Source organism: Glaciibacter superstes DSM 21135 (assembly GCF_000421145.1).
In the GTDB taxonomy this organism is placed as follows: Bacteria; Actinomycetota; Actinomycetes; order Actinomycetales; family Microbacteriaceae; genus Cryobacterium; species Cryobacterium superstes.
The window spans coordinates 62661-81642 of the sequence record NZ_ATWH01000013.1 but is presented as its reverse complement, the minus strand read 5'-3'; the positions used below and the strand labels follow the sequence as shown (position 1 = coordinate 81642).

General features: G+C 65.4%; 17 protein-coding genes and 1 tRNA gene. 9 read left to right on the top strand and 9 right to left on the bottom strand.

Annotated features, from left to right (window positions below; all coding sequences use genetic code 11):
• Nucleotides 1-87: 87 nt before the first annotated feature.
• The 4 genes from K323_RS27060 (at nucleotide 88) to gndA (ending at nucleotide 4367) form a co-directional block, all read left to right on the top strand.
• Nucleotides 88-1119, top strand: coding sequence for a LacI family DNA-binding transcriptional regulator (locus K323_RS27060; protein WP_022886633.1), 1032 nt, complete (start codon nucleotides 88-90; stop codon nucleotides 1117-1119).
• Between the two features lie 62 nt (nucleotides 1120-1181).
• Entirely contained in the window at nucleotides 1182-1859 is a 678-nt protein-coding gene (locus tag K323_RS0117875) for a bifunctional 4-hydroxy-2-oxoglutarate aldolase/2-dehydro-3-deoxy-phosphogluconate aldolase (RefSeq protein ID WP_022886632.1), read from the top strand.
• Nucleotides 1856-2806: a sugar kinase gene (locus K323_RS0117870; protein ID WP_022886631.1), complete on the top strand. Its 951-nt coding sequence runs from the start codon at nucleotides 1856-1858 to the stop codon at nucleotides 2804-2806. Before K323_RS0117875 ends, K323_RS0117870 begins: the two co-directional genes overlap by 4 nt.
• A gap of 157 nt (nucleotides 2807-2963) precedes the next feature.
• Nucleotides 2964-4367: an NADP-dependent phosphogluconate dehydrogenase gene (gene gndA / locus K323_RS0117865; RefSeq protein WP_051147425.1), complete on the top strand. Its 1404-nt coding sequence runs from the start codon at nucleotides 2964-2966 to the stop codon at nucleotides 4365-4367.
• Nucleotides 4368-4375: 8 nt separating this feature from the next.
• Here gndA and K323_RS0117860 read toward each other — a convergent pair whose 3' ends face one another.
• The gene (locus K323_RS0117860) at nucleotides 4376-5602 is read right to left on the bottom strand and encodes an APC family permease (RefSeq protein WP_022886629.1); all 1227 of its coding nucleotides are present in this window, start codon (nucleotides 5600-5602) and stop codon (nucleotides 4376-4378) included.
• Between the two features lie 258 nt (nucleotides 5603-5860).
• On the opposite strand from K323_RS0117860, the gene K323_RS0117855 reads away from it, so the two are divergent.
• The 4 genes from K323_RS0117855 to K323_RS0117840 all read left to right on the top strand — a co-directional run bounded on the left by K323_RS0117855 (nucleotide 5861) and on the right by K323_RS0117840 (nucleotide 9839).
• Nucleotides 5861-6223 (top strand): hypothetical protein, encoded by a 363-nt coding sequence (locus tag K323_RS0117855; RefSeq protein WP_022886628.1) that lies wholly within the window; start codon nucleotides 5861-5863, stop codon nucleotides 6221-6223.
• 148 nt (nucleotides 6224-6371) lie between these two features.
• Nucleotides 6372-7082, top strand: a complete 711-nt coding sequence (locus tag K323_RS0117850; protein ID WP_022886627.1) for a hypothetical protein — start codon at nucleotides 6372-6374, stop codon at nucleotides 7080-7082.
• A gap of 73 nt (nucleotides 7083-7155) precedes the next feature.
• Nucleotides 7156-9171 (top strand): sensor histidine kinase, encoded by a 2016-nt coding sequence (locus tag K323_RS27050; protein ID WP_022886626.1) that lies wholly within the window; start codon nucleotides 7156-7158, stop codon nucleotides 9169-9171.
• Nucleotides 9168-9839, top strand: a complete 672-nt coding sequence (locus K323_RS0117840) for a response regulator (protein ID WP_022886625.1) — start codon at nucleotides 9168-9170, stop codon at nucleotides 9837-9839. The genes K323_RS27050 and K323_RS0117840 overlap by 4 nt, the downstream gene beginning before the upstream one ends.
• 46 nt (nucleotides 9840-9885) lie before the next feature.
• Here K323_RS0117840 and K323_RS0117835 read toward each other — a convergent pair whose 3' ends face one another.
• The 3 genes from K323_RS0117835 to K323_RS0117825 all read right to left on the bottom strand — a co-directional run bounded on the left by K323_RS0117835 (nucleotide 9886) and on the right by K323_RS0117825 (nucleotide 12419).
• The gene (locus K323_RS0117835; protein ID WP_022886624.1) at nucleotides 9886-10863 is read right to left on the bottom strand and encodes a ribose-phosphate diphosphokinase; all 978 of its coding nucleotides are present in this window, start codon (nucleotides 10861-10863) and stop codon (nucleotides 9886-9888) included.
• Nucleotides 10864-12288 carry a bifunctional UDP-N-acetylglucosamine diphosphorylase/glucosamine-1-phosphate N-acetyltransferase GlmU gene (glmU, locus tag K323_RS0117830; protein WP_026851799.1) on the bottom strand — a complete coding sequence of 475 codons (1425 nt, stop codon included), beginning with the start codon at nucleotides 12286-12288 and terminating at the stop codon, nucleotides 10864-10866.
• 59 nt (nucleotides 12289-12347) lie between these two features.
• A tRNA-Gln gene (locus K323_RS0117825) sits at nucleotides 12348-12419 on the bottom strand.
• A gap of 192 nt (nucleotides 12420-12611) precedes the next feature.
• Here K323_RS0117825 and K323_RS0117820 point away from each other — a divergent pair.
• Nucleotides 12612-13103, top strand: coding sequence for a MarR family winged helix-turn-helix transcriptional regulator (locus K323_RS0117820; RefSeq protein ID WP_022886623.1), 492 nt, complete (start codon nucleotides 12612-12614; stop codon nucleotides 13101-13103).
• Nucleotides 13104-13151: 48 nt separating this feature from the next.
• Here the strand turns inward: K323_RS0117820 and K323_RS0117815 are convergent, their stop codons facing one another.
• The 5 genes from K323_RS0117815 to K323_RS0117795 form a co-directional block, all read right to left on the bottom strand.
• On the bottom strand, nucleotides 13152-13811 hold the full coding sequence (locus K323_RS0117815; protein ID WP_022886622.1) for a methionine ABC transporter permease: 660 nt from the start codon (nucleotides 13809-13811) through the stop codon (nucleotides 13152-13154).
• Nucleotides 13811-14839, bottom strand: a complete 1029-nt coding sequence (locus K323_RS0117810) for a methionine ABC transporter ATP-binding protein (protein ID WP_022886621.1) — start codon at nucleotides 14837-14839, stop codon at nucleotides 13811-13813. The genes K323_RS0117815 and K323_RS0117810 overlap by 1 nt, the downstream gene beginning before the upstream one ends.
• A gap of 117 nt (nucleotides 14840-14956) precedes the next feature.
• Nucleotides 14957-15847 carry a MetQ/NlpA family ABC transporter substrate-binding protein gene (locus K323_RS0117805; RefSeq protein WP_022886620.1) on the bottom strand — a complete coding sequence of 297 codons (891 nt, stop codon included), beginning with the start codon at nucleotides 15845-15847 and terminating at the stop codon, nucleotides 14957-14959.
• Between the two features lie 211 nt (nucleotides 15848-16058).
• Complete coding sequence (locus K323_RS0117800; protein WP_022886619.1) at nucleotides 16059-17891, bottom strand: ABC-F family ATP-binding cassette domain-containing protein; 1833 nt, start codon at nucleotides 17889-17891, stop codon at nucleotides 16059-16061.
• Nucleotides 17892-17934: 43 nt separating this feature from the next.
• The gene (locus K323_RS0117795; RefSeq protein ID WP_022886618.1) at nucleotides 17935-18870 is read right to left on the bottom strand and encodes a 4-(cytidine 5'-diphospho)-2-C-methyl-D-erythritol kinase; all 936 of its coding nucleotides are present in this window, start codon (nucleotides 18868-18870) and stop codon (nucleotides 17935-17937) included.
• Nucleotides 18871-18982: the final 112 nt, after the last annotated feature.

The following is an 18982-nucleotide window of genomic DNA, read 5'->3' as shown; positions in this document are numbered from 1 at the left end:
CGCAACCTTCACTGGTGGGTTACAGTAGCAATGTAACCGGTTTCATTCATTCCTCCCATTATTCTTCTTTCGAGTCGGAAGGTCAAGATGGCGACGACCATACGGCAGGTGGCGACTGCGGCCGGCGTGTCCGTCGCCACGGCTTCACGGGCACTCAGCGGGTCGGCTGCGGTTGTTGCATCTACGAAGGAACGGGTGTGCAGGGTTGCAGAAGAGCTCGACTACACTCCGAGCCGCCTCGGACGCAGTCTGGCCACAGGCTCCACTGGCAATGTCGGCGTGATCCTCCCCGATGTCACCAACCCGTTCTACACCTCCTTCCTCGCCGAACTTGAGACCGTCCTCGGCGCCCGCGATATCGGCATCCTTGTTGGCGACTCCCACGAGAACCCAGAACTCGAACGCAGCCTCATCCGACGCATGACCGGCCAGGTTGACGCCCTCATCCTGGCCTCCAGCAGGCTGCAGGATGCCGACATCGCCATGGCCGCCGATCGGCTTCCCGTCGTTCTGGCGAACCGCATGCTCGAGCCAGGCACCGACTGCCCGGATCGTCTGAGCCAGATCGCGCTCGACATCGACCCCGGGTTCACGGAGGCGGCACGGCACCTCTGGGCGCTCGGTCATTCGCAGATCGCCTATGTCGATGGACCTCTGCACTCCTGGTCAGGTCGCCAGAAACGAGAGAGCCTGACCCGCGTCTGCGCCGAACTCGGGATGTCACTGATAATCAGCCGCACGGAGCAACCGGACTTCAGCGGCGGCCGGGAGTCGCTCGCCGGTGTCGACACCGACGAGGTGACCGCCGTCATCGCGTTCAACGACCAGGTCGCACTCGGCTTGCTGTCTGCACTTCGCGACACCGGCATCGCGGTTCCCGAACGGATCAGCGTCATCGGATGCGACGACTCATTGCCGAACGGCCTCGCCTGGCCGTCGCTGACCACGGTCGACAGTTCGTCCCGCACCCTCGGGGCCCTGGCAGCTGCCGCGATCCTCGACCCACTGCACCAGCGAACTGGAACTGTACCGAGCCGGCTCATCGTGCGCGAATCGACGGCACAGCGCTGGGGTCGTGCCGCGACATCCGTTCACACCGGCACTTCAGTAGTCACCTGATCACCCGTCTCCCATCAACGCAACCGCCCACACACCCAACCGCACACACGCCAGGAGTCACCGTGACCACACCCACGCCAATCAGAACCGCACCGTCCACCCTGCTGCGCGAGAACCCGGTGATCGCGGTGCTACGCGCCAGTGACCCGGGCGATTACGACGCCGTCGTCGACGTGCTGGTCGCAAACGGTGTGCGTTCGATCGAACTGACGCTCAGCACCCCTGGCACGCTGGAACACCTTCCTGCGCTGCTTGAGCGCGTCGGCACCGGCGCCCAGATCGGCATCGGCACCATCACGAACGCCGCACAAGCGACACGGGCTATCGACAACGGGGCGCACTATCTGGTCACACCGATCGTGAACATCGACGTCATCGCACTCGCGGTGTCAGCCGGCGTGCCGGTCTACCCCGGCGGGCTGACGCCGACCGAACTCTATTCCGCCTGGGCGGCAGGAGCGAGCGCCGTCAAGGTGTTCCCCGCCGAGACCGTCGGGCCGCAGTACGGTTCGCACCTGCGCGGCCCGTTCCCCGATATCGAGTTCGTACCGTCTGGCGGCATTGCGCTCGGCGACATCCCCGCCTGGCTGAAAGCTGGCGCGCTGGCGGTCAGCCTCGGCGGCCCGCTCGTGGGGGACGCGCTGAAGGGTGGATCACTCGAGGCGCTCGCCGAACGCGCCAGACGCGCCGTGTCGATCGCCGCAGAAGCCCGCAGCGCAGACGGTGCGGCCACACGATGAGCGGCGCAGGAGTCGTCACCATCGGCGAGACCATGGCGCTGATGGCGACTCCCGGATACGGCCTGCTGCAGCACAGCGCCACGCTGAACCTGAGCATCGGCGGAGCCGAGAGCAACGTCGCCATCGGACTCCGCCGCCTCGGCGTCGATGTGACCTGGATCGGCAAGGTCGGAGCGGATTCCCTTGGCGACCTGGTGCTGCGGGAGATCGGCGCAGAGGGCGTGCGGGTGGTCGGCATCCGCGACGCCGACGCGGCGACGGCGCTCATGGTCAAAGAACGGCGCACCAGTGCAGAGACCCGCGTCTGGTACTACCGGGCAGGCAACGCCGGTTCCCGGCTCGGCGTGACGGATGTCGACTTCGGCCTGGTCAGAGGCGCCACACTCCTGCACGTCACCGGCATCTCTCCCGCCCTCTCCCCTGAGCTGGCCGCGGTCATCCTCGAAGCCGTTCGTGTGGCCCGCGAAGCCGGGGTGACAGTGTCGTTCGACCTGAACTACCGCGGCAAGCTCTGGTCGCGCGCCGAGGCCCGCGACTTCTATCGCACGATCATCCCGCTTGCCGACATCGTGTTCGCCGGTGACGATGAGGCCGCCATCGCGGTCGGCGAGGCCGACGACCCGTTAGAGCTGGCTCATCGCCTGGTCGAACTTGGCGCGGGAGAAGCCATCGTCAAGCTCGGCTCGAACGGCGCCGCGGCATCCGTTGCCGGCGTCGACTACCTGCGTGACGCCGTGCGGGTGGACGCGATCGACACCGTCGGCGCTGGCGACGCCTTCGTGGCCGGCTACCTGGCTGAGTACCTCGCGGGTGCCGATGTGCCGACCAGGCTGACCACGGCGGTCACTGTTGGCGCGTACGCCTGCCTGACGATCGGCGACTGGGAAGGCCTGCCGCGACGTGACGAACTGGCGGCGCTCACCGCGACGGAGCAGGTGAACCGCTGAGCAAGTGAACCGCTGAGCGGTTGCGCTCTGTGACGAGGCGCTTGCACAACGATTTCGGCAGGCACACTACGCTTGATTCGGAAAACCACTATCAGGAGGAAACGTGTCTGACACCGCTTCGGGCTCTGCAAACATCGGCGTCGTCGGGCTGGCGGTGATGGGTTCGAACCTGGCCCGCAACCTCGCCAGCCGCGAGGGGAACACGGTCGCCGTGTACAACCGCTCCCCTGAGCGCACACGCCTGCTCATGAGTGAACACGCGGATGCCGGCTTCGTCGCCTCAGAGTCCATCGAGGATTTCGTGGCCTCGCTGGCGAAACCTCGCACGGCCATCATCATGGTGCAGGCAGGCAAGGGCACGGATGCCGTCATCGACCAGCTCACCGGGCTCTTCGAACCTGGCGACATCATCGTCGACGGCGGAAACGCGGACTTCCACGACACCATCCGTCGTGAGAAGGCGGTCAGCGCCACCGGCGTGAACTTCGTCGGAGCGGGCATCTCCGGCGGCGAGGAGGGCGCCCTCAAGGGCCCATCGATCATGCCCGGCGGATCGGTGGAGGCCTACAAGACACTCGGCCCGATTCTCGAATCGATCGCGGCCGTCGTCGACGGCGTGCCCTGCGTCACGCACATCGGCACAGACGGCGCGGGTCACTTCGTCAAGATGATCCACAACGGCATCGAGTACGCCGACATGCAGCTCATCGCTGAGGGCTACGACCTCCTTCGCCACGTTGGCGGCCACTCCCCCGCCGCCATCGCCGACATCTTCGCCGAATGGAACACAGGCGAACTCGAAAGCTACCTGATCGAAATCACCGCTGAGGTTCTCCGCCAGGTCGATGCCAAGACCGGCAAGCCGTTCGTGGACATCGTGCTCGACGAAGCCGGTTCGAAGGGTACCGGCGTCTGGACCGTGCAGAATGCCCTCGACCTTGGCGTGCCCGTCGGCGGCATCGCTGAAGCAGTCTTCGCCCGCGCGGTCTCCAGCCACCCAGAGCAGCGCGGACCGGTGCGCGCCACGATCACAGCGCGCCCGGAGATCGCCGTCGTCGGCAACACCTTCCAGGACGACGTTCGGGCCGCCCTCTACGCGTCGAAGGTCGTCGCATACGCGCAGGGCTTCGACGCCATTATCGCCGGCGCAGCGAAGTACGGCTGGGACATCGACAAGGGCGCCATTGCCACAATCTGGCGCGGCGGCTGCATCATCCGCGCCCAGTTCCTCAACCGCATCGTCGACGCCTACGCGAACGACGCGTCGATCCCGAGCCTGCTCGTCGACCCGTACTTCGCCAAGGCCGTCGCAGAAGGCGAGTCGGCCTGGCGCCGGATCGTTTCGACTGCCGCGCTGTCTGGCATTCCGGTGCCGGGATTCTCGTCGGCACTGAGCTACTTCGACTCACTCGCCAGCGAGCGGCTTCCTGCCGCGCTGGTGCAGGGCCAGCGCGACTTCTTCGGCGCGCACACGTATAAGCGCGTCGACGAGCCCGGCGTGTTCCACACACTGTGGTCTGGCGACCGCACGGAGATCACGATGAAGCCTTCCACGCACTGACTTCCGGCTCACCCACTGTGGATGCCGCGCGCAGCCAGGCCGACAGCGAGCCACACCATGGACGCCACGACGCCCTGCCACGGGAGCGTGAACGCGAGCAGCAGGCATCCGGCAACGCCTGCGTACTGCACCACTCGCGGAAGCCAGCGGTCGGTTCCCTGCTGCCGGAGCGCAGACAGATGGGCAATCGCGTAGTAGACCAGCACGGAGCAGGCGGAGAATCCGATGAGGTGCGACGGATCGACGAACAGCACCGCACAGATCGCGGCCAGGGCGATCACCGTCTCTGCCACGACCGGCGCGTGCGTGCGTCCCGAAATGCCGCTGAGCGGGCCAGGGAGGTCGCGCTCCCTGGCCATGGCCAGACCGGTGCGGCTGAGGCCGGCGAGAATGCCCAGGAGCGAGCCGAGGCAGGCGATCGCGGCGACAATGCGTGCCATACCGGACCATGGTTCGCCGCCACCGAGGAGGTCTGCGACCGGAGACACCGATTCAGCCAGGGCGACCGGCCCGAGGATCGTCACGCACAGCCACCCGATCACCGCGTAGAGAAGCAACGTGATGCCGAGCGCGATGATGATCGCGCGTGGAAGGGTGCGCCGCGGGTCCTTGACCTCTTCGCCGAGCGTCGCCATTCGTGCGTACCCGGCAAAGCAGAAGAAGAGCAGGCCCGCCGATTGAAGGATGCCGTACCAGCCGGCATCCGTCATCGTCTCCGCGTCGAGGCTGGCACCCTGCAGCGCGCCGCCGAACACCGTCGCTGCCAGCACGACGAGCAGGCCGCAGAGCACCGTCAAGACGATGGCCGTGCTCACTCCTGCCGTGCTGCGGATTCCGGTCATGTTGATGACGCCGAGGATCACCACCACAGCGACGGCGACCGGGCGGGCAGCATCCGGCCAGAGATAGCCACCTGCGATCAGGGCGATCGCCGCCGCCGATGCGGTCTTTCCGGCCATGAACAGCCAACCGGCGCTGAAGCCCCACCATGGCCCGAGCAGCGCACGGCCGTACGCGTATGTGCCACCGGAAACCGGATAGGCCATGGCCAGTTGCGCTGAACTGAGTGCGTTCAACGACGCGATCACCCCGGCGATGACCAGCCCGATCAGCAGGCCGGTTCCGGCCGCGGCGGCCGCGGGCGCCCAAACGTAGAAGACCCCGGCGCCGATCATCGCGGCCAGGCCGATGACGATCGCGCGCGAGGTGCCGAGGTGGCGTTGCAGTGTGGCCATGGCGACACTTTAGCGATCCGCGGTGAACTGCCCGCGCCGATCGGACCGCTCTGCACGGCGCTGCCCGCGGAGCTTAGCGCGGGACGTCGCACGGCACTTCGCACGGGACTCTGCTCGGGAACCCACTCTCGCGCCCAGATTCGCCATTCGCGCCCAGAATCGTCGGAGCAACGGGTCGTCTGGGCGCAATCGGCGATTCGGGAGCGGGCTGGAGTGCGCGCGAGCACGCGAGGCAGGCGATACTTGAAGAGAGCAATCATGAGCGAACAGCACCCAGAACTCTCCGGCTACGAGCCACCAGACGAGCGACCACTGCGCAGCAGGCGCGTTAAGACAGCAATGCGGATCATCGTTGCCGTCGGCCTCGTCGCCCTCGTGGTTCCCGGAATCCTGACCACCATGAACGTCGCATCCCGCACGGCCATCGCATCGTGCCAGGTCCAGACCGCGCACTACTATCCTGATGCCGTCGACTTCGACGCACGCTTCGAGTTCGCCGGTGCCGGTGGATTCGGCTGGCAGTGCTATTCCATCGACCGCAACGAGCGCGAGACGTTCGTCGTGCCGCTGGGGATCATCCCGTCAGCACCGCAGTTAGCTCCCCGAGGCGTCCGAACCTGAGGCCGACCATTCGGAAGTAGCCGAGTGCCATACTGGCGATCGGGCCGCCGCCAGCCGGCCAGAAATAGGTCGGATGCACCATACGTCCAGCCTTGCGCGAGCAGCATCATCGAAGGATCAGCAATTCCCTTCGAAAGGACGCTCCGAGATGACTACAGTCCAATCCGCATCCCTTGAGGCAAGAACCACGCCTCCGTTGTCCGGCACCGTGCGAATCGTCGCCGGTGTGAGCCTGGCGCTCGCAGGGATCCTGAACGGCTTGCCTGCCTACCTTTCCCAGATCCTGGCAGGCGATATGGAGTACGTCGACTACATCCGTTGGGGTGCCGACAACCCCGGCCTCGCCCAAACCGAACAACTCGTCTACGTGGTAAGCATGCTGTTCGCACCGATCGGATTGCTGGCCATGGCCCAAGTGACCCGATGGCGTGCCCCGGTAATCACCGCCGTCGCCGCTCCTCTCTTCCTCTGGGGCATGTGGGGGTTCCAGAACATCCTCAGCTTCGGGTATCTCACGGTGTCGACGGCGACACGCTCGATTGGCCCGGAAGCTGCGGTGAGGTTGAACGACGGACTCGCGGCCGATGCGAGCGGCCTGCTGATCTCACTGGCGCCGCACCTGCTCGGATCGTTTGTCGGACTCGTCCTGCTGAGCATCGCCTGCTGGAAGAGTCGCGCGTTCTCGCGAACTCCGATCATCCTCCTGGTCGTTTTCCTCCTCTGGGACTTCCTGCTCCCGGCGGTCGGGCCCTTAGAACCACACATCTTGCTCATCGCCGCCTGGGTCTGGCTCGGCATCGATCTGATTCGGATGCCTGCTTCTGTGTGGCGCGGTGAGCGACCGCATGTCCAAGGCTGACCGGATCCCACTGCCAGCCCGGCATTCGCCTGTCGACCTTTCCGACCGACGGGCGGATGGCCATACTGTAACCATGCGACGCATTGTGGTGGTGCTGGCGGGTGCGGGACCACTGCTGGCCTGGAGTGCGGGCGCGACGATCCTCGCGCTCACCTGCGTCGCGGCCATATTCGCTTCGACCAGCGCGACCGCCGAGGTGCCATGGAAGTCATTGATCATCGGCGTCGTGTGGGCGGTTCCTGGCGTGTTGATCGCCTCCGGACGACCACGGATCCCCGTGGGTTGGCTGATTCTCGCCTCCGCCCTCGTCTTTGCCGGCGCGGGCGCCTCAAGCGGGTGGTTGGCCTTCGCCGCCGGTGCTGGAATCAACGATGGCCTAGACTGGGCGGCCTGGTTCGCGGACCGGTTCGCTGCGGTCCTCGTTCCTCTCACTTTCCTGACCCTCATACTGTTGCCGGATGGGCGGCTCCCGTCGAAAGGCTGGAAGCCTGTCACCTGGGTCGTGTGCGCACTGCAGCTTGCCACCGTGCTGGCCTGGACGCTCGTCGGCGGCCCCGCCGTGGCACCGGAGTCCGACCTTCCCCAGTCCGTGCACCGCGTGCAGAACCCGGTCGGCGTGCTGCCGGAGGGTTTGGTTGGTCCGCTCACCGTATTGGAACCGCTCATCCTCCAGCTGCCGTTGCTGTTGTGCCCACTCGCGTTCGCATTCCGGCTGTGGCGGGCGAAGGGTGAGGAGCGCACGCGCATCGCGTCCGTTCTTCTTGCCGCCACGGTTTTTGTGTTGCTGCTGGTGATCGGCCGTGCACTGTGGCCGGGGGTTGCCGAAGTTCTCGACATCGGAGCAGGCATCTTTTTCGCCGTGGTCGTGACCACAGCGGTATTGCGCCGGCGCCTTGCCGGTGTAGACATCGTGGTGCATCACGCCGTGCTCTTCGCGGTGCTCACCGTCATCATCGCCGGCGCATATGCGCTCGCCGTCACCGTGGCGGCAGTATCCAGCCAGGAGTTGCCGCCATTTGGCGTCGGAATCATCGCCGCCCTTGTCGCAGTCGCTGCCCTGCCCCTCCGCGGCTGGCTTCAACTGCTCGTGGATCGCCTGCTCTATGGTGACCGCAACAAGCCATACGAAGCCGTGCGGCGACTCGTCGACCGAACACACAGCGCGACAACGCTGCACGAGCTGCTGGACGAGCTCGCATCGACGATTGTCGCTTCGCTGAGGGTGCCTTGGGCGCGAGTCGAGCTGGACGGGGCAGACGCCACCTCCGGTGTACGGCCGCCGGGCGCGCTCGAGATCCACGCGCCGCTCATCTCTCAGGGTCAGCAAATAGGCACGGTTGCCGCTGCTGCCGGAGCGGGCCGAACACTGCGGCGTCGGGATGAGACATTGCTCGCCGCGCTCGGCCAGCACGGCGGGATGGCCGTTCGGACAATGCTCCTGGCAGAGGCGGTCATAGCCAGCCGCAACCGGGTGGTGGGCGGTCGGGAGGAGGAGCGCCGAGCACTGTCTCGCGACCTGCACGACGAGCTCGGACCCACGATGGCCAGCATCTCGATGCAACTCGGAACGCTCCGCCGAATCGTATCCACCGACCCGCAGACGGTCGAACGGCGATTGGGCCAACTCGAGCAGACTGCTCAGGAGGCGTTGAACAGTGTCCGGTATCTGGCGAAGAACCTACGCCCGACGGTGTTGGACGAGTTGGGGCTGGAGGCAGCATTGAGACGAACGGCAGAGGGGCTGGGACTCGAACTGCGAATCACCGCAACCGTATTGCCGACACTGTCCGCAGCCGTCGAAGTGGCCGCATATCGCATCGCTGTCGAGGCGCTCACCAACGTTGCGCGACATGCCGGCACCCGCTTGGCTGAGCTGTCCATATCGGTGGCTGCCGGATACCTGGTGTTGAAAGTGGAAGATGTCGGTAGCGGAATAGATGGCCTCGCCATTCGAGGGGTTGGCACTATCGGGATGCGCGAACGCGCGGAGGAACTCGGGGGTGGGCTGACCCTCAAGTCCGACAAACACGGTACAACAGTGACGGCAACCCTTCCCCTGCACGGGTCGCCAGAGGGCCGGCTCCCGTGACTGGGAAGGATCTCACGCTGCTGCTCGCAGACGATCACGAGTTGTTTCGCGATGGTTTGCGCTTCACACTCGCGCACGAGCCTGGCATCACGGTGGTCGGTGAAGCCGCTGACGGCGCATCCGCTGTCCGGATTGCAACTGAGTTGAACCCCGATGTCGTTCTCATGGACATCAACATGCCGGTGCTCGACGGCGTCGCGGCTGCCGCGGAGCTCACCGCGCGAGGGGTGCGCTCGCGGATTGTCATGTTGACCATGTCGGACGACGACGAGAGCGTGTTCGCGGCGCTCAAGGCCGGGGCGAGCGGGTACGTGGTCAAGGGCTCACCGCCCGAGCAACTTTTGACGGTCGTGAGGGCGGTGGCAACCGGTCATGCCGTATTCGGAGCCGGTGTGGCCTCACGGATGCTCGATCATCTGGCCGCGCACCAGAGAACGCCATCTGACGACTTTCCGGAGCTCACCGCCCGAGAGAAGGAGGTTCTCGCACATCTGGGCGACGGTCTCAGCAATCAGGAGATCGCTGACCTCTTGTTCATTTCGCGGATAACCGTGCGAAACCACGTGAGCAGTATTCTCATGAAGCTTCAGTTATCGAATCGCCGGGAGGCACTCATTCGAGTTCGTGGCCACGCACAGCAGGGCAGTACCCCTCGAAACCCTATCTGACCAGCATAAACAGCATTCAGACCTGTCGGATGCCGGGAAACTCCCGCTACGCTGCACCGTCGAACATCGACGTCACCGAGTCGTCTTCGAATACGGCACGGATGGCGCGGGCCAGCAGCGGGGCGATCGGCAGCACCGTCAGCGTCGGGAAACGCTTGTCTTCAGGCACGGGCAGCGTGTCGGTGACAACGACGGAGGAAATCGCCTCATTCTGCAGCAGCTCAATGGCGGGCTCACTGAACACCGCGTGCGTCGCGGCGACGACCACGCTGAGCGCACCGGCGGCCTTGAGTGCTTCAGCAGCCTTGACGATCGTGCGGCCGGAGTCGATCATGTCGTCCACCAGCAGGCAAACACGCCCTTCGACCTGGCCAACGATCTCGTGAACCGACACCTGGTTCGGCACCAGCGGGTCGCGACGCTTGTGGATGATCGCCAGCGGCGCACCGAGCTTGTCACTCCAGATGTCGGCGACGCGCACGCGCCCCATATCCGGTGAAACCACCGTCAGCGTCGACGCGTCAAGTTGCTCGCGCACATGCTCGAGCAGCACCGGCATCGCAAACAGGTGGTCGACGGGCCCGTCGAAGAAACCCTGGATCTGCGCGGCGTGCAGGTCGACCGACATGATGCGGTCCGCGCCCGCGACCCTGAACAGGTCGGCGACAAGGCGCGCTGAGATCGGCTCGCGGCCGCGACCCTTCTTGTCTTGCCTGGCGTATGGGTAGAACGGTGCGACCACGGTGATGCGCTTGGCCGACGCCCGCTTGAGGGCATCCACCATGATCAGCTGTTCCATCAGCCACTCGTTGATCGGCGACGTGTGCGACTGGATGACGAACGCGTCACTTCCGCGCACGCTCTCGTCGAAGCGGGCATAGATCTCACCGTTCGCGAACGTGCGCGAGTCGGTCGGTACGAGTTCGGAACCAAGCTCATCGGCGATATCGAGTGCCAGCTGCGGGTGCGCACGCCCCGAAATCAGTACAAGTCGCTTTTCGCCGGTCGTCTTGATACCAGACACCTATTCTCCGCTCTCGACCGCGGCCTTTGCCGCATCGGTTCCGGGGCGGTTGGCCTGAACCCAGCCGTCCATGTTGCGCTGTGGAGCCACGTTGATCGCCAGCGACCCAGACGGGACGTCCTTCCGAACGACCGCGCCTGCACCCGTATAGGCTCCGTCACCAATTCTAATCGGAGCAACGAAGACGTTGTGCGAGCCGGTGCGCACATATGACCCGATCTCGGAACTGTGCTTGTTCACCCCGTCGTAGTTCGCGAAGATCGTGCCAGCACCGATGTTCGATTCGACACCGACGGTTGCATCGCCGACGTAGCTGAGGTGCGGCACCTTGCTGCCTGCCCCGATCTTCGCGTTCTTCGTCTCCACGAACGCGCCGATCTTGCCGTCGGCACCGAGATAGGTGCCGGGCCGAAGGTAGGAGAACGGGCCGACGGATGCCTCGGCGCCGATCACCGCGAGGGTCGCGTCGGTGCGCTTCACAACGGCACTCGACCCGATCTCACAGTCGGTGAGCGTCGTGTCCGGGCCGATCACCGCGCCGGTCTCGACCACCGTCGAGCCAAGGATCTGCGTGCCGGGAAGCAGGGTGACATCGGCGGCGAGCTTCGCCCTGAGGTCGATCCAGGTGGTTGCCGGGTCTTGCACGGTGACGCCGGCCAGCTGCCAGCCACGCACAATCAGCGCGTTGAGCTTTGCCGCCGCCTCACCCAACTGGGCGCGGTCGTTGATGCCGGCGACCAGCCACGCCTCCGCGACGGGAACAGCAGTGACCTCCGAACCGGCCCGCCGCAGCAACCCGATCACATCGGTGAGGTACTTCTCACCCTGGGCGTTGTCGGTGGTCAGCTGTGCGAGCTGGTCTCGCAGTGCGGCCAGGCCGAACAGGTACACGCCGGCGTTGATCTCGGCGACCGCCAGTTCGGCATCCGTCGCGTCTTTCTGCTCAACGATGCGGTCGAACGCGCCGTCTTCTGAGCGGATGATGCGGCCGTAGCCAGTGGCGTCATCCGGGACCGCGCTCAGCACCGTCGCGGATGCCGCACTCGCGCGATGCGCAGCGATGAACGAGATGAGGGTGTCGGCGTCAAGCAGCGGAACATCACCGTTGACGACGAGCACGTCGCCGTCGAAATCCGCCGGGAGGGCCGCAACGGCCTGTTCGACGGCACGGCCGGTTCCCGGAATCTCGTCCTGGTCGACGATGGCGCTCTCGGGGAGGTCTTCTGCAACGACGGCGGCGAGGCGGTCGCGGTCAAAACGCACCACGGTGATCACGTGCGCGGCGCCCAGCGCCTTCGCGGTCGCCAGCACGTGGCTGACGACGGGCAAACCGGCAAGCGGATGCAGGAGTTTCGGAAGATTCGACTTCATGCGGGTGCCCTGGCCGGCGGCCAGGACGACGATTGCCAGACGCGAGTCGGTCATGATCTCCTCAGGATTGTCGAACGGGCGATTATCGAGCGGGCGACGTCGAACAGTGCCCGCTCCGCCGCCAGGATTCGAACCTGGACCGGACAACTCCAAAGGTTGCCGTGCTGCCGTTACACTACGGCGGATCGCGCCGGCCAAGGACCGGCGCCGCCCTCAAGTCTGCCAGATGTGAGCGCGTGCTCTTTTCGCGTCCCGCGACCATTCGACGGAGATTCTCGCGAAGAGTGGGTCATTCGCGCCGTTTGGAGCCGAAATCGGCAATATCTCCGTCGAACGGCCCGGAACGACTGTCACCGATGTCGCGGGATAATAGATGGATGCCCGCCAGTGACGAAGTCGACCGAATCGTTCACGCGTGGCTGCGTGAACGCCCCGACCTCGACTTCGCGCCGCTGCAGGTGCTCTCGCGCGTTGCGCGGCTGTCGAAGCACCTCGACCGGGCCAGGCGCACAGCCTTCTCCCGCTCGGAGCTGGAGTCTTGGGAGTTCGACGTGCTGTCCGCACTCAGGCGAGCAGGAACACCGTATGAGCTGAGCCCGAAGGCGCTGCTGCTGCAGACGCTCGTCTCCAGTGGCACCATGACCAACCGCATCGACCGGCTCGTCGAGCGGGGTCTCGTCACCCGGCGCACCGACCCGCACGACGGTCGCGGCATCCTGGTGGGAATGACATCGGCGGGCCTGGCCAGAGTCGACGCCGCCATCGCTCGCCTCGTCGACGCAGAGGCCACCCTATTGCACGGCCTCTCCGCCGGCGATCAAGAACGCCTGGCCGGCCTGCTGCGCAAGCTCTCCCTCGACTTCGACTGAGCGCGCGGTGTACTCACCGCGCGGTGCTCGCTCACGGCGCAGTGCTCGCTAGCGGCGCAGTGCCTTGCGTGCCAGCCAGTTGCCGAGGAACTGCATCAGCTGCACCAGCACGATGATCAGCAGCACCGCGGCCCAGGTCACGATCGGGTTGAACTGCCGGTACCCGTATTGCAGCGCGAAGTTTCCGAGCCCGCCGCCGCCGACATATCCGGCCACCGCAGACATGTCGACGAGCGCCACGAAAATGAAGGTATAGCCCAGGATCAGGGGTCCGAGCGCCTCTGGCAGCAACACCGTGAAGATGATCCGAATCGGGCCTGCACCCACAGAGCGAGCCGCTTCGATCACTCCCGGAGTGACGGTGAGCAGGTTCTGCTCCACGATCCGCCCCATACCGAAGGCCGCCGCCAACGAGATGGTGAAGATGATCGCGGAATTTCCCAGTGCGGTTCCAACCACAAGCCGTGCGAGCGGCTGGGCCGCTGCCAGGAAGATGATGAACGGAATCGGACGCACGAAGTTCACCAGAACGTTGAGCACCAAAAATACTGGTCGGTTCTCCAGGATGCTGCCTGCCCGCGTGAGATAGAGCCCCAGACCGACCGCGAGACCACCGAGTCCGCCGAAGAACAGCGTCAGCGCAACGATATACAGCGTCTCCACGCTGGCTGTCCAGAGTTCCGGCAGCAGCTCGATGAGGGCATCCATCAGCTGGCCTCCGTCACGTTCGTGAGTGTTCGAACCCGCGCCAGCGCGGCATCCACCGCCACGTCATCCGCTTTCAACGACAGGGTCAGGTGACCGAAGGGGCGACCCTGGATCTCGTTGATGCCGCCATAGACGACTTCGAACGACACGCCCTCCCGCGTGAACTCGCCGAAAACGGCGCTCTGATCGACCTCGCTGTCACGGAACGACACGGTGACGATGCGCCCGCTGTGCCGTTCCTGGAGCACCGCCAGTTCAGCGGGAGAGGGAACCCCCTTCACCACCGTCGACACGAAGCGGGCGGATGCCGCGTGCTGCGGATTCGAGAACACGTCGAAAACGTCGCCGCGTTCGATGACCTGGCCCTGGTCCATCACGGCGACCTTGGTCGCGATGGTCTGGATGACGTCCATCTCATGGGTGATCACGATGATGGTCACGCCGAACTCCCGGTTCACACGCTTCAGCAGGTCGAGCACCTCGTGCGTGGTCTCGGGGTCGAGGGCGCTGGTCGCCTCATCGGCGAGGAGGATGCTCGGCTGGGTGGCCAGGGCACGCGCGATGCCGACCCGCTGCTTCTGGCCGCCGGAGAGCTGGTCGGGGAAGGCACCTGCCTTGTCGGAGAGACCGACGAAAGCGAGTAGTTCCTCGACGCGCGCCGCGCGTTCAGCCTTCGGCATGCCGGCGACTTCGAGCGGGTAGGCAATGTTCCGGGCGACGGTGCGGGAATTCAGCAGGTTGAACTGCTGGAAGATCATTCCGATTCCCAGACGGATGCCGCGCAGCTCACGTTCCGGCAGGCCCGCAATGTTGCGGTCGTTGACGAAGATCTCGCCAGAGGTCGATCGCTCGAGCGCGTTGACCAGCCGCACGAGGGTGCTCTTGCCGGCCCCCGAATAGCCGATGATGCCGTACACGTCGCCCGCTTCGACATCGAGGCTGACGCCGTCGATCGCGACGACGGGCTCGCCGCCCTTGCTCGTCGGCGGGTAGACCTTCGAGACATCGCGCAAACTGACAACTGGCATAGGTGATTCCTTACGTTGGCAACGCAACACGAGTGCGGCCAAATCGTCGGTTTGCGCGTGGCAGACCGACGATTTGTCCGCACTGGCGAGCTGTTGTTCCGCTCTACTTCTGCGCCGCTACTTCTGCGCTGCGGTGTCTTCCTCGACCGTCGCCAACGACTTCTCGAGGTCGGCAACGGGGGTCTTCAGCAGGACCGCTGAGCCGCCGGAGACGTCGAGAACTCCCCGCTGCACCTTCTTAGACTCCTGGTAGATCTCGACGAGCTTCTGGTAGGTCTCGTTGTCCTTGTCTTCAGCCCTGGCCGCGAAGATGTTCACGTACGGCAAGGCGTTCGCGTCAGACGGGTCGTCCTGGGCGATGGCGTCCTCGAACTTCAGGCCGGCCTTTTCCACGAAGTCGTTGTTGATGATCGCGGCGGCGACGTCTGGAAGCGAGGTCGCTGTGAAGGAAGCTTCGAGCGCGGTCACCTTCACCTTGGACTTATCGGTGTCGATGTCGTCGAGGTTGGAGAAGATACTGCCGCCGTCCTTCAGCTCGATGAGCTTGGCTGACTGCAACACGAGCAGGGCGCGCGCCAGGTTGCTGGCGTCGTTCGGCACCGCGACAGTGTCACCCTTCTTGATGTCGGAGACGTCTTCGTATTTCGACGAGTACAGACCGAGCGGATAGATAGCCGTCGCGCCGATGGGCGTGAGGTCTTGTTTGCTCGACACGTTGTAGTCGGCCAGGTAGACAATGTGCTGGAACTGGTTGAGGTCGATCTCGCCCTCGGTCAGCGCCGGGTTCGGCTGGGCGTAGTCGGCGAAGTCGACGATCTCCACGGAGATGCCCTCCGCCTCGGCTGCCTCGGTGTAGTCAGCCCAGTACGGGTCGCTCGCGCCGACGACTCCGATCTTGACGACGTCATCGCCACCGGCGGTAGCGGCGCAGCCTGCGAAGGCTGCGACGAGTGGTACGACCGCGAGTGCGGCGAGTATGCGGTGTTTGACTGGCAGAGTCTTGTTCATGGTGTGGGGTCCCTTTCGCTGTGGACGCCTGCGAGGTTCGCTGTGGCAAGTTGGGCCCAGGGAGCTGAGTTCAGGCGAGCGGGCACAGAGAATCCACACACGTTCTGGTGGGGGTCTGTGCCGCAACTCCGCCAGGCACAAAGATTAGATTAGCGCCAGAAACTGCGACCGGTGGCGTCGTCCGTCACACTCCGTCACAGCTTCTGCGGGCTTAGCCGGCCAGCAGCTCAGAAAGTTCGAGCCAACGCGTTTCCAGCGAGGTGACGGATGCGTCGAGCTCCTGCAACTGTGCCGTGAGAGTGCCGAGCCCGGTGTAGTCGGACTGGTCGTGAACAGCGATCTTCTCGTGCAGCGCGGCGATCTCTGACTGGCGTTTCGCGAGCTTCCGCTCGGTGGAGGCGATCTCCTTCTGCGCGTTCCGGAGGTCTGCTCCCCCGATAGCGGGTTTTGCCGGCGCGCGCCCTGATGCTCCTGCCGCAGCAGAGGATTCCGTCGGCGATCCGGTGGCACCGCCTGAACCGGAACCTTTCCTGAGGTCGAGGTACTGGTCGACGCCGCCGGGGAGGTGGCGGAACGCGCCATCCGTCACCGCATATTGGTTGTCGGTGACCCGCTCGATCAGGTACCGGTCGTGCGAGACGACGAGGAGCGTGCCGGGGAAGGAGTCGAGGAGGTCTTCCATCGCGGCGAGCATGTCGGTGTCGAGGTCGTTTGTGGGCTCGTCGAGGATCAGCACGTTCGGCTCGTCGAGCACGATCAGCAACAGTTGCAAACGCCGCTTCTGCCCGCCGGAGAGGTCTTTGACCTGGGTCTGGAGCTGTGCGCTCATGAACCCCATCCGCTCGAGCATCTGCCCGGGGGTGATCTCCTTGCCTGCAACAGCGTACGACGACTTCTGCCGCCCGATGACTTCGCTGACCCTGTCGTTCTGGATGTGCTCCAGCTCGAACAGCTGCTGGGTGAGCACGGCGACCTTGATGGTCTTGCCGCGCTTGACCTTGCCGCTGGTGGGCTGCAGCGTGCCGGCGACCAGATTCAGCAGGGTGGACTTGCCTGCGCCATTGACACCGAGGATGCCGGTGCGCTCCCCCGGCGCGATGCGCCAGGTGATGTCGTTCAAGACCGTCTTCTCAGGCTCGCCTGGGCGAGCGGATGGGAAGCGCACAGTCACGTCAAGGAGATCGACGACGTCCTTGCCGAGTCGCTGCATCGCCATCGACTGCATCGAGACGGTGTCGCGGGGCGGCGGCTCATTCTCGATCAGTTCGTACGCCGCGTCCATGCGGAACTTGGGCTTGGCGGTGCGGGCAGGGGCGCCACGACGGAGCCAGGCGAGTTCCTTCTTCATCAGGTTCTGCCGTTTGGATTCAGAAACGGATGCCATCCGGTCGCGTTCAACACGCTGCAGGATGTAGGCGGCGTATCCGCCCTCGAACGGCTCGAGGATGCGGTCGTGCACTTCCCAGGTGGCGTTGCAGACCTCGTCGAGGAACCACCGGTCGTGCGTCACGACCACAAGGCCGCCGGAGTTTGGGGCCCAGCGGGTCTTGAGGTGACCGGCGAGCCAGGAGATGCCTTCGACGTCGAGGTGGTTGGTGGGCTCGTCGAGGAAGATGACGTCGTGGTCGCCGACGAGAACCGCCGCGAGGGCCACCCGGCGGCGCTGGCCACCGGACAGGTCGTCGACAAATGCGTCCCAGGGGATGTCGCGGACGAGCCCGCCGATCACGTCTCGGACCTTCGCGTCGCCTGCCCACACGTGCTCGTCGATGCCGCCAACGATGGCCTTGCCGACCGTGACGCCCTGCACCAGGTCGTCTGCCTGGTCGAGGATGCCGATGGTCACGCCGCGGCGGCGGGTGACGCGCCCGGAATCGGGCTCCAGCCGCCCGGCGAGGAGGTTGAGGAGGGTGGACTTGCCGTCGCCGTTGCGCCCGACGACGCCGACGCGGTCGCCCTCGTTGAGGCCGGCGGTGACGCTGTCGAAGATGACGCGGGTGGGAAATTCGAGGTGCAGGGACTCAGCCCCGAGCAGGTGTGCCATTGAGCCGAGCTTACCGGCCCAGCCTGTGCGCTCCGTCTGGCAGCTAGTCGTGGATGAGACGGGCGCCGTGCACCGGGCCAGTCGCGCGCACCGCCGTGAGCCGGGACGCCGACAACGCGACCTGCAGTTCCATCCCGCTGTCGGCATCCGGAACCAGGAAGGCCACCGTCGGACCCGAGCCGGACAAGAGGCCGGCAAGCGCGCCGTTCCTCTCACCAAGCTGCAGAACCTTGCCGAGGCCGGGCGCGAGATGCAGCGCGGGAGCTTGCAGGTCATTGTGGAGCGATTCGGCGAGCATCAACGGGTCTCCGGCGCGCAGCGCGTGAAGCACATTCGCATCGACGGTCGGCTGGTGCTGGGCAGGGAAGATGTCTTGGGCATGACGGTCGCGGTGCCGGTCGAGCTCACGATAGACGTCGGGCGTCGACATGCCGAACTCGGCCAGTGCGAGCACCCAATGGAAGGCGCCTTTCGCCAGGGCGGGGCTGAGCTGGTCACCGCGCCCGGTGCCGATGGCGGTGCCGCCGACGAGCGCGAAAGGGACGTCCGCGCCCAGTTTCGCGGCGAGCGCGAGCAGCTCCTCCTTCGAGGCCTCGAGCCCCCAGAGCGCGTCGCACGCCAGCAGGGTGGCAGCGGCATCCGCCGAACCGCCGCCCATGCCGCCCGCGATCGGAACATGCTTGTCGATCTCGAGATGCACTCCGCCGCGGTATCCGGCCGACCTGGCGAGCGCCCTGGCCGCCTTGATCGCGAGGTTGCTGCCGTCGGTGGCAAGGTCCGACGTGTCGATGGTGCCGGTGAATGCGACCGAGAAATCGTCGGCAGGGTAGGCCCGAACATCCTCTGTGAGAGACACCGCCTGGTAGGCCGTGGCGACGTCGTGATACCCGTCTTCCATGACTTGGCCGACCTTGAGGAAGACGTTGATCTTCCCCGGCGCTCTCGCGCGCACTCCCTGGGAGGTGGCCGCGATGGTCATGTTTCTAACCTAGTCCAGCGCGCCCCCCGCTCCTGACGGGTACCCGGTTTCGGTGGCCGCCGGCTCTGCAGACGCTAGCTCTGCAGCCCCAGTTCAGCAGACGCCGACCCTG

Excerpts from the sequence above, each read along its gene's own strand:
- K323_RS27060 (WP_022886633.1), top strand. The coding sequence starts at position 88 with ATGGCGACGACCATACGGCAGGTGGCGACTGCGGCCGGCGTGTCCGTC.
- K323_RS0117870 (WP_022886631.1), top strand. The coding sequence starts at position 1,856 with ATGAGCGGCGCAGGAGTCGTCACCATCGGCGAGACCATGGCGCTGATG.
- gndA (WP_051147425.1), top strand. The coding sequence starts at position 2,964 with ATGGGTTCGAACCTGGCCCGCAACCTCGCCAGCCGCGAGGGGAACACG.
- K323_RS0117860 (WP_022886629.1), bottom strand. The coding sequence starts at position 5,602 with ATGGCCACACTGCAACGCCACCTCGGCACCTCGCGCGCGATCGTCATC.
- K323_RS0117855 (WP_022886628.1), top strand. The coding sequence starts at position 5,861 with ATGAGCGAACAGCACCCAGAACTCTCCGGCTACGAGCCACCAGACGAG.
- K323_RS0117850 (WP_022886627.1), top strand. The coding sequence starts at position 6,372 with ATGACTACAGTCCAATCCGCATCCCTTGAGGCAAGAACCACGCCTCCG.
- K323_RS27050 (WP_022886626.1), top strand. The coding sequence starts at position 7,156 with ATGCGACGCATTGTGGTGGTGCTGGCGGGTGCGGGACCACTGCTGGCC.
- glmU (WP_026851799.1), bottom strand. The coding sequence starts at position 12,288 with ATGACCGACTCGCGTCTGGCAATCGTCGTCCTGGCCGCCGGCCAGGGC.
- K323_RS0117820 (WP_022886623.1), top strand. The coding sequence starts at position 12,612 with ATGCCCGCCAGTGACGAAGTCGACCGAATCGTTCACGCGTGGCTGCGT.
- K323_RS0117815 (WP_022886622.1), bottom strand. The coding sequence starts at position 13,811 with ATGGATGCCCTCATCGAGCTGCTGCCGGAACTCTGGACAGCCAGCGTG.
- K323_RS0117810 (WP_022886621.1), bottom strand. The coding sequence starts at position 14,839 with ATGCCAGTTGTCAGTTTGCGCGATGTCTCGAAGGTCTACCCGCCGACG.
- K323_RS0117805 (WP_022886620.1), bottom strand. The coding sequence starts at position 15,847 with ATGAACAAGACTCTGCCAGTCAAACACCGCATACTCGCCGCACTCGCG.
- K323_RS0117800 (WP_022886619.1), bottom strand. The coding sequence starts at position 17,891 with ATGGCACACCTGCTCGGGGCTGAGTCCCTGCACCTCGAATTTCCCACC.
- K323_RS0117795 (WP_022886618.1), bottom strand. The coding sequence starts at position 18,870 with ATGACCATCGCGGCCACCTCCCAGGGAGTGCGCGCGAGAGCGCCGGGG.